Origin of the sequence: Rheinheimera texasensis (genome assembly GCF_964031785.1) — a bacterium.
Classification (GTDB): domain Bacteria; phylum Pseudomonadota; class Gammaproteobacteria; order Enterobacterales; family Alteromonadaceae; genus Pararheinheimera; species Pararheinheimera texasensis_A.
Window position 1 is genome coordinate 222,488 of the sequence record NZ_CAXIRE010000019.1, and the last position, 13,018, is coordinate 235,505.

Annotated in this window: 8 protein-coding genes; 5 read left to right on the forward strand and 3 right to left on the reverse strand. The window is 53.8% G+C overall.

What is annotated here, in order from left to right; all coding sequences use genetic code 11:
• Window positions 1-189: 189 nt before the first annotated feature.
• The 3 genes from ABNT34_RS09495 to ABNT34_RS09505 all read right to left on the reverse strand — a co-directional run bounded on the left by ABNT34_RS09495 (window position 190) and on the right by ABNT34_RS09505 (window position 5,700).
• On the reverse strand, window positions 190-1,635 hold the full coding sequence (locus ABNT34_RS09495) for a capsule assembly Wzi family protein (RefSeq protein WP_348730991.1): 1,446 nt from the start codon (window positions 1,633-1,635) through the stop codon (window positions 190-192).
• A gap of 182 nt (window positions 1,636-1,817) precedes the next feature.
• A complete protein-coding gene (locus ABNT34_RS09500) occupies window positions 1,818-3,884 on the reverse strand; it encodes a M13-type metalloendopeptidase (protein ID WP_348730993.1) in 2,067 nt (688 codons plus the stop codon).
• 190 nt (window positions 3,885-4,074) lie between these two features.
• Window positions 4,075-5,700: a methyl-accepting chemotaxis protein gene (locus ABNT34_RS09505; protein WP_348730995.1), complete on the reverse strand. Its 1,626-nt coding sequence runs from the start codon at window positions 5,698-5,700 to the stop codon at window positions 4,075-4,077.
• A gap of 167 nt (window positions 5,701-5,867) precedes the next feature.
• Between ABNT34_RS09505 and ABNT34_RS09510 the strand changes: the two genes are divergently transcribed.
• The 5 genes from ABNT34_RS09510 (at window position 5,868) to ABNT34_RS09530 (ending at window position 12,664) form a co-directional block, all read left to right on the forward strand.
• Window positions 5,868-6,281, forward strand: coding sequence for a DUF350 domain-containing protein (locus ABNT34_RS09510; RefSeq protein WP_348730997.1), 414 nt, complete (start codon window positions 5,868-5,870; stop codon window positions 6,279-6,281).
• A 10-nt stretch (window positions 6,282-6,291) separates the two neighbouring features.
• Window positions 6,292-6,867 carry a DUF1190 domain-containing protein gene (locus ABNT34_RS09515; protein ID WP_348730999.1) on the forward strand — a complete coding sequence of 192 codons (576 nt, stop codon included), beginning with the start codon at window positions 6,292-6,294 and terminating at the stop codon, window positions 6,865-6,867.
• A 10-nt stretch (window positions 6,868-6,877) separates the two neighbouring features.
• A complete protein-coding gene (locus ABNT34_RS09520) occupies window positions 6,878-8,032 on the forward strand; it encodes a glutathionylspermidine synthase family protein (RefSeq protein ID WP_348731001.1) in 1,155 nt (384 codons plus the stop codon).
• A 297-nt stretch (window positions 8,033-8,329) separates the two neighbouring features.
• On the forward strand, window positions 8,330-11,404 hold the full coding sequence (locus tag ABNT34_RS09525; RefSeq protein ID WP_348731003.1) for a glycosyl hydrolase family 18 protein: 3,075 nt from the start codon (window positions 8,330-8,332) through the stop codon (window positions 11,402-11,404).
• A 60-nt stretch (window positions 11,405-11,464) separates the two neighbouring features.
• Window positions 11,465-12,664 carry a lytic polysaccharide monooxygenase gene (locus ABNT34_RS09530; RefSeq protein ID WP_348731005.1) on the forward strand — a complete coding sequence of 400 codons (1,200 nt, stop codon included), beginning with the start codon at window positions 11,465-11,467 and terminating at the stop codon, window positions 12,662-12,664.
• Window positions 12,665-13,018: the final 354 nt, after the last annotated feature.

The window sequence follows — 13,018 nt, forward strand, 5'->3', positions numbered from 1 at the left end:
GTAACGAATAGCACAGAATTTGTGAAAAAAATGATTAGTTTCAAATTGAAGCGATGATTAGTTCAGACGACGCTGATACAGCGGGAAATTTGGGGTGGGTAATAGCAAAAATCAGGCAATTTGCTGCTGCCAAGCAGCAACAAATTGCATACGTATGCACAAAGGTTTTAGCTGTCTATGCAACAGCCGCTAAAACTGGCGGCTCCAGCTCAGGAATAGTTCGGATTGCCAGTCACGGCTACCACTGGCTTTATCCTCGGTATTACTGAACTCCAGCCCCCATTTCCACTGGTCGGCCTGTTCGCGCCATTGTTGTTCGGTACGCCACAACAACACAGTACGGGCCGGCAATTGGGTTTGGGTCCACTGCGAGGGTAAATCCACCCGGCCACCGTCAACGTTCAGCCGTAACCAGGCCAGCTTGTTATGCCAGCTGGTCTGACTGTCGAGCTGCGTCAGGATACCGATATTCAGGACTTTGCTGTCATTGTCATACGAGGTACCAAAAGCGCGACCATAACGGCGGTAACCATCAAAATGGGTACTGTGCTCATAATAACAGTTAAATTTGCGGTCATTACTGCAGTCAATCGCCGTATCCAGCGCTTCCAGATAAACGCGGCTGCTCAGCGCGCGAATATAAGTATCGATGCCAAGCTGGTAAGACACTTTGTACAGCTGCAGATTTTTGGTACCAAAGTCATCAGCAATCGCTGACCAGTAGATACCGACTGGCTGGCCCAGCAGGCTGGTGCTCCAACGTAAATCATAGCCGGCCAGCATGTTTTCTGTGCCTTCAATCTGACCGCCGCGAAACAGGCCGTCAAACCAGTCATTCAGGCCATTGCCAAAACCTTCGCCACCATAAGTCATGACCCAGCTAAAGCCCATTTCCAGTGAATTCAGCGGTTTGATGCCAAGCCGCGCCTGCCAAAGTTTGGCATCAGGCACATGGGCACGGCTGCTGAGCTGGCCAAAGCTGGTAGTGAAAGTCCAGGCCGGCAGCCAGTCATCTGCATCAGCTACGCTGGAATTACGGCTCAGCGTAATGGCCGGTACCGGCCGGGCATTGGTCGACAGAATGGCGCTGGTATCAAAAGACGGGCCCCAGTATTTTTCCAGAGCGCCGGCACTGACAATCCAGTTGCCGGCTTTGACCGCGACATAACTGCCGTCGAGGCGGGATTTATTCTGGTCAAACGGCTGACTGACCTGACTGACCTGCAGCCGCGCACTGACATGCTCGGTCTGATAACTGCCGCTGGCCTGCGCCTGGGCTTTGTCACGTAAAGTATCGCCAAAGCGCACAAAGGCCGGCTGTTCAGTTTCACCGGCTAGACTCAGGCTGGCCTGCACCTCACGGCGGTCACGTTGCCAGATCATCATCACGCGCTGCAGCGCTTGTTGTGCGTCCTGGTCCAGCGTCGACGGGTCCAGTTGTTGTAAGTCCTGCAGGATGCCGCTCCACATCAGCGGATAGGTGTTGATGGGCTGGCGAATAAAACCTGCATCCGACAGCAGCTGAATATCGTTGCGTAGCGACAAATCATCCGCTTCAATCCACCAGCCGGCCAAAGCCGGTGTGCTGATAGCTGCGGCACCACAGACCAACAGAGATAACAATTTGAGTTTCAAAATTCATTCCCTTGGCGAAAAGTTGGGCCGATTATACACGGCGACACTCAGCCACCAAATGGCAGCCGCCGCATCCGGTACAATTTCAGTACAAATCTGCGGTTGCCGTGCGTCATGCGATGTGTGACCGCTCTAACGCAAAACGGGACCGAAGTCCCGTTTTGTCTGGCAAATAACTGCTGTTACCAGATCTTCACGCGCACATCATCAGGCCGGTACATACCGTCGCCCGGTTTGACGTCATAGGCCTGATAAAATTCCGGCATATTCGACAAAACCCCCAGCACACGGTACATGCCCGGTGAGTGCGGCCCGGTGATAATTTGCTGACGCAGTGCTTCGTCGCGGAATTTGATCCGCCAGACTTGCGCCCAACCGGTGAAGAAACGTTTTTCGCCGGTAAAGCCGTCAATCACCGGTGCTGGTTTGCCGCCCAGCGAATTCTGATAAGCACGGTAGGACACGGTCAAACCACCCAGATCAGCGATGTTTTCGCCAAGGCCCAACGCGCCTTGCAGGTGCAAGTCATCAATCGGATTAAAGGCGCTGTACTGGTCAATCATCAGCTGGGCGCGTTGTTTAAATTTCTGCTCATCGTCCGGCGTCCACCAGTCACGCAGGTTACCGTCCCCGTCGGAGCGGCGGCCCTGATCATCAAATCCATGAGTAATTTCGTGGCCAATCACACCGCCGATAGCGCCATAGTTGACCGCGTCGTCGGCTTCGACATTAAAAAACGGCGGTTGCAGAATTGCTGCAGGGAACACAATTTCATTCATCGTCGAGCTGTAATAAGCGTTGACCGTTTGTGGGGTCATGCCCCAGTCGGTGCGATCGACCGGTTTGCCGAGACGGCCGGTATTGCGCTGATATTCACAGGCGCTGCTGCGCTGCATATTGCCGACTAAATCACCGGCTTTGATCTCCAGACAGCTGTAATCACGCCAGACATCCGGGTAACCAATTTTGGTATTAAACTTGGCGAGCTTGGCCAGCGCCTGTTGCTTCGTCTCAGGGCTCATCCACTCCAGGCCGTTGATGGATTGCTCAAAAGCAGCGCGCAGATTTTTAATCAGCTGCTCCATCCGCGCTTTGGCTTCCGGTTTGAAGTGTTTTTCGACATACAACTTGCCGACCATAAAACCCAAGGCCTCATCAATAGCGGCAACAGCACGTTCTTCCCGTGGTTTTTGTTGTTGCAGGCCATTCAGTGCGCGACCATAAAAATCAAAACTGGCCTGCTCGAAGCTACTTGCCAGCAAGGCGGCATGGCTGCGGATCAGATGAAACTTCAGGTACAGCTGCCAGTCAGCCAGACTGATCTGGCTTTGTAATTTGGCAAATTCGGTTAAATACGTCGGCTGACGTACGACCAGGCTGTCGATCGCCGGCATTCCCGCGCCTTCGAGGAAACCCGCCCAGTTAAAACCAGGCGCTGCGGTTGCCAGCTCCGCCGGCGTCATTTTGTTGTAAGTCGCAGTGCGGTCGCGGTTTTGCACCCGGCTCCACTGAATAGTCGCCAGTTGCTGTTCAATTGCATAAATCCGGTCCGCTGCGGCAGAGCCATCCGGCCAACCGGCCAATTCCCAGAATTTTGCAATCATCCAGCGGTATTGCTGTTTGATTTTTTCTGCTTTTTCGTCAGTTTTTAAATAGTTATCCCGGTCTGGCATGCCAAGGCCAGATTGATTGATCAGGCTGATATATTGGGTGGAGTTTTTCTGGTCCTGGCCGACGAATAAAGTCACCGGTGTGCCATAACGTTGTGCTTGCAGTTTGCCCCAGAACATAGCCAATTCATCAGCGTTCTTCAGACCATCAATGGCGGCGATGTCTGTGGCGAGCGGTTGCAGGCCCAGCTTATCAATGGTGGTTGTGTCCATAAAAGCACGGTACAAATCGCCGATTTTCTGCGCATCGGTACCGCTTTCGGCCGGTTTGACGGCTTGTTGCTGAACGAGTTCCAGCACATGTTTTTCCGCGTTATAACGCAGTTCGTCAAAGCTGCCCCAACGCGATTTGTCTGCCGGGATCTCCGTTTTCGCCAGCCAGTTGCCGTTGACGTAACGGAAGAAGTCCTGCTGCGGTTTGACCTGCGTATCCAGATTGCCCAGTTCAATGCCTGATTTCAGCTGCACGGCTTCAACCTGAGCTTGCGGGGCCACAGGTTCCGGCGCTTTGCCACAGCCCGTCAGATGAAAAGTCAGCGCGGCCGCCACGGCCAGCGCAATCACAGTTTTTTGCGACATAAGAGTTTCCCGGAACAACAATGAAATTTGTTCCGAGTGTAGTGAGGAGGAATTGAATGTCCAGCACCCGACAGGCGCAGCAGCGCCGATCTGCGACGGACAGAGCATTAGCTGCTATGAACGCAGGGGCAGACGGGATGGCACTGCTCGTCCGGCACCAGCACCCGCCATCTGCCGATCAGTAGTGCCATTACACCTGAAACGACGCCGCCTGAGTCCGCAAACGCGCCGCCAGTTCAGCCAGCGCTTCACTGGCATCAGCACTTTGCGCCGAGCTGCGGCTGACCTCTGAGATACTGCCGTTAAAGTCGGTAATGTTCCGGTTAATTTCTTCCGCAACAATGGTTTGCTGTTCAGTGGCCGTCGAGATTTGTACGTTCATATCGACGATTGCAGAAATCGACTGTTTGATTTGCTCGAGGACAGTACCGGCCTGCTCGGCATTGTGCACACTGCCCTCAGCGTGGCCCTGCGATTCTGTCATGGCACTGACCGCCTCGCGCGCCGCGCCCTGCAGCTTGTCAATCATGCTGCGGATCGACTCAGTCGCCTGTTGGGTATTGGTCGCCAGCGTCCGCACTTCATCGGCCACCACTGCGAAACCACGGCCCGCCTCGCCGGCCCGCGCGGCTTCAATGGCTGCGTTGAGCGCCAGCAGGTTGGTCTGCGCCGCGATACTTTGAATCACCGACAGCACCTGGCTGATTTTGTCCGTTTCACTGTTGAGCTGGCTAATCACAGTACCCGCCGACTGAATAGCCTCGGATAAGCGGGTGATGGCGATGATATTGGCATTGACCTGCTGCACACCTTGCTGGGTCTGCACATCGGTCTGATTCGCCTGATCAGAAGTATGCTGCGCGCTATTCGCCACTTCCTGAATCGCTGCTGACATCTGATTAATCGCTGTGGCAATTAAATTTGCCTGCTGCTCCTGCTCAAACGCCGTATTGCTGACCTGATGGCTGATAGTGCTCATTTCCTCTGAAGCCGCCGCCAGTTGTGCGACCGCCTGACTGAGTTCGGCAAAAAACTGCTGAACCCGGCTCACCGTCTGGTTAAACGCCAACGCCGTCTGCGCAATTTCGTCCTGGCCCGTGACTGTCGCCCGCAGCCGCAAGTCTGAATGCTGGCCAACCGCCACTATGGTCGATTGCAGATTAGATAACGGTCGCTGAATAGAACGGCTGACCAGCACTGATAACAACAGCAAGACCAGACTGACCAGCACCACTATGCAAATAAACAACCAGACCGTTTTCGCCAGTGTTTGCTGCGCTTCAGCGGTAAAACGCCCGGATTCACTCAGCTGCAGGTCAATCAGTTTGGTCAGCGCGGCACTGAGCGGATCGGCGCTGGCATACAATTTTTCATTAAAACTTTTAGCGGCTTCGTCGGTCAGCTGATTACTACCCAGCAGTTGCCGGTACTGCGCCAGCTGCGCGGTCCAGATACTGATATCACGTTCAGCTTCATTGAGCAGTTGCTGCTCATCCGCCGTCATGCGGGTATTGCGGTAGGCCTGCCAGGCTTGTTCAGCCTGAGCTTCAGCCTGATCTAACAGCTGCAGCGTCTGGCCGGCGTCGAGTAAACCCGCCCGGTGTTTATGCAAGGTATCGACGATAGTCACCGCATAAGCATCGGACACCTGTTTGATTTGCTGCAGCGGTTTGACTCTGTCCTGATACAGGCTGTCGACACCAGCAGCTAACAATTTCATATCATATAAAGACAACAGACACATCAGTACCAGCGCCGTCAATGGCAGAGCAGCGAGCAGCACCAGGCGGCTTCGCACTTTCAGTTGATTGAACATGATGAACACCTCGGAATTGACGTCGGGATATCGCTTTTTGAGCATAGTCCAGCCCAAGGCAAATCACCTTGTGCGGCCAGGTGCGGGCCGCAGCAATGATTGCGTTTATGAATAAATTTCAGGATGATAGGGAAAACCCTCAGGCTTTCGTCGACAAGGACTTCCTCATGACAGACTCTATTCTTGCCTCCATCGCTGGTTTACCAGCTTTTCTGAGCTTTTTTGTTTTAGCCATTTTATTAATACTGCTGTTTTGCCGCTTTTACAGTTGGGTCACGCCGCACGACGAATTTGCCCTGATCCGCGCCAATAACCCGGCCGCAGCCATCGCTTTTGTCGGTGCGCTGCTTGGTTTTGCCCTGCCGCTGGCCAGCGCCATCGAACATTCAATTTCACTGGCAGATTGTGCAATTTGGGGTGCCTTTGCGCTGGTGATCCAAATTCTGACCTTTGTCGCCGTACGTTTAACCGTGCGCCAATTACCGCAACGTATCAGCGCAGGTGAAATTGCCTCCGGTATTCTCGCGGCTGGCGCTTCCATCGCTGTGGGCCTCATCAACGCCGCCAGCATGACATTCTGACGGAGGCATTATGAGCAAAATGACTAAACGCAGCCGTAAAGCGGCACTGATCCTGATGGTACCGGCGACCGGATTTTTCCTCGCCAGTTGCAGCAGTGAAGAGCCAGTCACCAGCGCTGTGTATAAAGACGCCGATGAATGTGCTGCTTTTTACAATCCACCAGAAAGCTGCAAAGCCGAATTTGCCAAAGCCGAAGCACTGCACCAGCAGGTGGCGCCGAAATATCAGACTCAGGCCGAATGTGAAGCCGATTTTGGCGTCGGCAACTGCCCGCAACCCCAGCAGCAACAAGCCAGCTCCGGTGGTTTTTTTATGCCAATGATGATGGGGTTTCTTGCCGGTCAGATGCTGAATAAAAGCAGTTCAGCCAAACAACATGTGCCAACTCAGCCGCTGTATAAATCCAAAGACGACCTGTCGACCTTCCGCACTGCCAACAATCAGCCGGTCGCCCGCCAAACCGGCCCGGTCAATGTGATGCCATCACGGATGCAGGTTGCACCCGGCAAAATGGTCAATCGTGGTGGTTTTGGTGCTCAGGCGCAACGGCGCAGCGACCAGCAAAGCAGTTCATTCGGCGGATAGGGTTATTGCGATGAAAAAAGTCCGTATCGCCGAACGGGCCGGCTGGCGTAGTTATGCCGAATCGGTCGGTTTTAATTTCCATACCTTTGATGGCGAACCTTATTGGGACGAGTCGGCTTATTATCAGTTCAGCCTGCAGCAAATTGAGCAGGACATTGAAGAGCCGACAGAAGAACTACACCAGATGGCTTTGTCACTGGTGCCGGAAATTCTCGCCAGCGAACAACTATTACAACAGCTGGATGTGCCGGCTTTGTATTGGGACTGGATCGCAGAAAGCTGGCGTAGCCAACAACCCCATTTGTATGGCCGGCTGGATTTGGCCTATGACGGCAAAAGCCCGGCCAAACTGCTGGAACTGAATTACGACACGCCAACTTCACTGTACGAAACCGGCTTTTTCCAGTGGGTCTGGCTGGAAGACCAGCTGATGCGCGGCAAACTGCCACAAGGCGCCGACCAGTTTAATTCGCTGCAGGACCAACTGGAGCACCGTTTTGCCACGCTGAACATACTGCAACCGCTGTATTTCAGCTGCGTGGCCGACAATATCGAAGATAAAGGCACAGTGCATTATCTGATGGATATCGCCACGCAGGCCGGCATTGATGCGCGGTTTATTGGCCTCGATCAAATCGGCGAAATCAGCGGCCAGCTGGTTGATACCGACAACTATCCGCTGCAGTCGCTGTTTAAGCTTTATCCGTGGGAATTTATGCTGCGGGAAGATTTCGGCGTACACCTGAAAAGCAGCAAAACAGCCTATCTGGAACCTGCCTGGAAAATGCTGTTGTCCAACAAAGGCATTTTGCCGCTGTTATGGCAAAAATACCCGAATCATCCCAATCTGTTGCCAGCGTTTTTTGACAGCGAGCCGCAGAGCGTTCTGAGTAGCGGCTGGGTGCGTAAACCTTTGTATTCGCGCGAAGGCGCCAATATTGAACTGGTCGATCACAGTGGTCAGCGGCTAAAAGTCGATGGCCCTTACCACGACAGTGGTTATATCCGTCAGGCTTTTCACGCCTTACCAAAATTTGGCGACAGCTACACGCTGATTGGCTCGTGGCTGGTGGGTGACAGTGCCGCCGGCATCGGCATTCGCGAGGACAATTCGCTGATCACCAAAGACAGCTCCAGGTTTTTGCCACATATCATTCTCGATTAACCCGTTATCGCCACAGACAGTTGTTTGCGTTGCCTGTGGCGTCTTTACTGAAATCCTCACTAAATCACACACCTGCCCTGATATCAGAATTTAATCAGATAAAAATCACTTTCTTGTCTGAAAGTTGATTTTGACAACGCTGTCATTTGTTTCATCTTGATGGCAGCAACACAGGCACTCTTCGATGGACAGCTCACACATGGACAAGTGCAGCACAGGGAGGCAGTGAAAAAGTACCCCGGCGCCCGTCTTGCTATTGAAAACAAAATAAATCGAAATCAACAGGCAGGACTTTTTATGCACATTCAATTTATCACGGCACGCCGGCTCGGCTGGCTGTGCACCGCGCTTTATGGCGCTCAGCTGCAGGCCGCCACGGTCAGCTGCAACAATCTGGACAGCTGGCTCGCCAGTAAAGCTTATAGTGGCGGCGCCACTGTGCAGCATGAGCAAAAGGCTTACAAAGCCAACTGGTGGAACCAGAATAAAAATCCGGCGCAGTATTCCAACCCCTATCAGGAATGGACCCTACAAGGTGACTGCGACGGCGTGGTTGCCAACAAACCGCCGCAAATCAGTTTAACCGCCCCCACCGCCGGCAGCAGCTATAACACCGGTGCCGCCGTTACATTCAGCGCCAATGCCAGCGATGTGGACGGCAGCGTCGGTAAAGTCGAGTTTTTTGTCGATAATCAACTGGCTGGCAGCGACAGCAGCGCGCCCTACAGCCTGAACTGGACCGCAGTTACCGGCAATCATAGTGTCTACGCCAAAGCCACCGACGACAAAGCCGCGACCAGCCAGACCGCGGCAGTCAGCTTCACGGTCAGCGCCGGCAATAATCAGCTGCCCAGCGTCAGCATCACGGCACCTGCCAACAATGCCAGCCTGAACGCCGGTGAAACAGTATTGCTGAGCGCCAATGCCAGCGACGCCGATGGCAGCGTCGCCAAAGTGCAGTTTGTGTTAAACGGCACTGTGATTGCGGAAAAAACTGCCGCGCCTTACAGCAGCAGCTGGACCGCAGTCGCCGGCAATCAGCAACTGACGGTGCGGGTGATTGATAATCTCGGTGGCCAAAACGAAGCCAGTATTCAGTTCAGTGTAACCAACAACCCGACCGGCCATGCCGCCTGCCGCCCGGACGGTCTGTATCAGACGCCTGGGCTGGATGTGCCTTATTGCACCATCTATGACCAACAAGGCCGGGAGAAAATGGGCGCCGACCATCCGCGCCGTATCATTGGTTATTTCACCAGCTGGCGCACCGGTAAAAACGGCCAGCCGTCCTACCTTGCCCATAACATTCCGTGGGACAAAGTCACCCATCTGAACTACGCCTTTGCCCATGTCGACGCACAGCACAAAGTGTCGATTGGCAATCCGCAGGCACCCGATAACGCGGCCACCAATATGGAATGGCCAGGCGTGACCGGCGCTGAAATGGACCCGCAGTTCAGCTACAAAGGCCACTTTAACCAGCTGAATAAATTCAAAAAACAACATCCGGACGTGAAGACACTGGTATCGATTGGCGGCTGGGCCGAAACCGGTGGTTATTTTGACGACCAGGGCAATCGCGTCGCCAGTGGCGGTTTTTATACCATGACCACCAACGCCGATAACTCCATCAATGTGACCGGTATCAATACTTTTGCCGACTCAGTCGTCACCTTTTTGCGCACTTACGGTTTTGACGGCGCAGACATCGACTACGAATACCCGTCCAGCATGAAAGACTCCGGCAATCCGGATGATTTTGCCATCTCCAACGCCCGCCGCGCCGGTCTGATGGCGTCTTATCAGGTGCTGATGAAAACGCTGCGGGAAAAACTGGATGCGGCTTCTGTGGCCGACGGTAAACACTACTTACTGACCATCGCCTCGCCGTCGAGCGGTTATCTGCTGCGCGGTATGGAAGTGTTTCCGGTCACGCAGTATCTGGATTACGTCAACATCATGAGTTACGACCTGCATGGCGCCTGGAACCAGCATGTTGGCCCCAATGCCGCTTTGTTTGACGATGGCCGTGACAGCGAATTGCTGGTGTGGAATTACTACCAAAGCGCGCAATATCAGGGCTTGGGTTACCTCAATACAGACTGGGCCTATCATTATTTCCGCGGTGCGATGCAAGCCGGCCGCGTCAATATCGGTGTGCCTTATTACAGTCGCGGCTGGCAAAATGTCACAGGCGGCACTAAAGGTTTGTGGGGCAAAGCGGCACAAGCGAATCAAAACCAGTGTCCGCCCGGCACCGGTGGCTCACCACAAAATCAATGTGGCGCTGGCGCAGTCGGCATCGACAATCTGTGGCATGACAAAAACAGCCTGGGCGCAGAAGTGCCGGCCGGCTCAAACCCGTTGTGGCACACCCGCAACCTGCAACTGGGCAAAGCTGGCTCTTATGCCGCTGCTTATGGCCTGGATCCGGTCACAGATCCAACCGACCGCCTGACTGGCGTATATCAGCTGCAATACGACCCGACGCTGGTCGCAACCTGGCTGTGGAACGACACGAAAAAAGTGTTTTTGTCAGTCGAAGACGAAGTCAGTATCCAGCAAAAAGCCAATTACATCGTTGATAAAGGCATTGGTGGTGTGATGTTCTGGGAACTGGCCGGTGACTACAGCTACGATGCCGGCAAAGCCGAATACGGCATGGGTGCTGACCTCACCAGCATTTTTTATCAGACCTTTAAAACTGCTGCGCCTTATGGCAATAAACGCGACCCGAAACCAGTGCCGGCGCAAAGCCTGGATCTGCAGGTCAAAATCGATGGTTTTAAACTCGGTGATGCCAACTATCCGATCAATCCTAAACTGACGCTGACCAACAAATCCGGCCAGACCATCCCAGGCGGCGCCAAAATCAGCTTTGACGTGCCCACCGCCAGCGGCGACAACTTCACCGATCAAAGCGGCTACGGCACTAAGGTCACACAAAGCGGCCGCAACAGCAGTGGTAATAACATCGGCGGTATCCAAAACGACTTCCACCGCGTTGAACTGACCTTACCTTCACACAGCCCGCTCGCAGCAAATACCAGCACCAGCATTACGCTGAACTATTACCTGCCCATTCCGATGCCGTCGAACTGGCGGGTTAGTGTCGGCAGCCAGAATTTTGCACTGAAGCAGGAATATCCGCAGTTGCCGGCCGGCACTATCGATGCAGGTGGTGGCGATACTGGCGGCAGTTGTGCCGGTGTGCCCGCCACTGTCAATGACTATCCGAACTGGCCACGCGGCACTTATGCCGCCGCAGGCGACTATCTGCGTTATCAGGGCAAAGTATACAAAGCCAACTGGTGGACGCAGTCAGTGCCCGGCTCCGACAGCAGCTGGACTTTTGTCTGCAATAAAGCCTGAACCCTTTGCCCCATCACAGACAGACCGCCCACGCGGTCTGTCGCAACAGGAGAACCTTTGATGCATAAATTATTATCCGCCACCAGCACGCTGCTGCTGTTGCTGGCCGCCCAGACAGTGCAGGCGCACGGTTATGTCGATTACCCCAAAGCCCGCCAGCAAATTTGTAAAGACGACGGTGGCTACTGGTGGCCGGCTGATGGCTCCGGCATTCCGAATCTGGCCTGTCGTGCCGCTTACCAACAATCCGGCGGCTACGCCCTGACGCAACATCATGAATATTCGATTAATGTGCCGGATTATCACAATCAGACCGCAGTACGGGCGGCAGTGAAAAATGGCCTGCTCTGTGCCGGTGGCGACAGCCGCAAAGCCGGTATGGACCAGCCTTCCGCCCACTGGCAACGCACTGTAATTGACCTGCAAACCACACCGCAGCTGCGGCTGCGTTTTCGCGCCACCACGCCGCATAACCCCAGTTTCTGGCAGTTTTATCTGTCCAATCCGGGTTTTGATGCGGCCACAGCGCCGCTCAGCTGGGAGCAGCTGACGCTGATTCATCAACAAGCTGATGTGCCGGCGGTCAGTGGTTATTATGAAATCGATATTCCGTTGCCGAAAAACCGCAGTGGCAATGCCGTGTTGTATACGCGCTGGCAACGTCAGGATGTGGTCGGCGAAGGTTTTTATAATTGCTCAGATTTGCAGTTCAGCAATGGCGACAGCAACAGTGGCAGTTGGCATGACAAAGGCGCTTATTTAACCGCGACGCAGCTCGGCAAAGCCGGTGAAACGGCATTGTTGCGGGTGTTTGATGCCAATGGCGCTGAACAGCTGCAAAAATCGTTGCTGATAAGCCAAAGCAATCAGACAGGCCAGCAGTGGGCGCTGGAGCTGGCGCAACAGGTGAACACGCTGCACAGTGATGTGCTGCAAATCGGTGTGCTGAACAACGGTCAAATCAGCCTGCAGCAACCAATTGGTAGTAACAGGTTTTACCTGAAAAACGCCACTGGTTACGTCAACCTCGACTTAAAACCAGCTCAAAACGGCCAGAGCTGCGGCGGCGTCGACCCGGCGAAAATCTTCGCTTACCCGAACTGGCCGCGCAAAGACGAAGCTAACAGACCAAGTTACGCCAACAGCGGCGATTACATGTCTGATGCAGGCAAATTGTATCAGGCCAAATGGTGGACTCAGAGCAAACCCGGCAGCGACGGCAGCTGGCAATTTGTCTGTAGTTTTAGTAGCGGCGGCTAAGTAGCGTGTTGATGTGGTGCGGGCGCACGGACGCGCCTGCCATTTTTAGATTTATATGCTATTTTATTGGATATATTTGCAAAAAAGTCAATAAAGTCAACGTCGCAAAAATGCAACCATCAGTTAATCAAAGCCTTAACCTGACAGCCTTAACACCGCTAAAACCCAGCCAAATAATTGTTGGATATTTATCCACTTTTCCATTAAAGTACGCGCCAATTCGCCGTCCCGCTTTGTCCCTGTAAGTTGCCTGCGGCAAACCACAGGCTGGCGGTTAAGCAGCAACCGGTCATACTGCTGTCATACCAAGCACTTATGACTAAGCTAAAGATTGCTGTGCTAAATATCATCAGG

Excerpts from the sequence above, each read along its gene's own strand:
- ABNT34_RS09505 (WP_348730995.1), bottom strand. The coding sequence starts at position 5,700 with ATGTTCAATCAACTGAAAGTGCGAAGCCGCCTGGTGCTGCTCGCTGCT.
- ABNT34_RS09520 (WP_348731001.1), top strand. The coding sequence starts at position 6,878 with ATGAAAAAAGTCCGTATCGCCGAACGGGCCGGCTGGCGTAGTTATGCC.
- ABNT34_RS09500 (WP_348730993.1), bottom strand. The coding sequence starts at position 3,884 with ATGTCGCAAAAAACTGTGATTGCGCTGGCCGTGGCGGCCGCGCTGACT.
- ABNT34_RS09515 (WP_348730999.1), top strand. The coding sequence starts at position 6,292 with ATGAGCAAAATGACTAAACGCAGCCGTAAAGCGGCACTGATCCTGATG.
- ABNT34_RS09530 (WP_348731005.1), top strand. The coding sequence starts at position 11,465 with ATGCATAAATTATTATCCGCCACCAGCACGCTGCTGCTGTTGCTGGCC.
- ABNT34_RS09510 (WP_348730997.1), top strand. The coding sequence starts at position 5,868 with ATGACAGACTCTATTCTTGCCTCCATCGCTGGTTTACCAGCTTTTCTG.
- ABNT34_RS09525 (WP_348731003.1), top strand. The coding sequence starts at position 8,330 with ATGCACATTCAATTTATCACGGCACGCCGGCTCGGCTGGCTGTGCACC.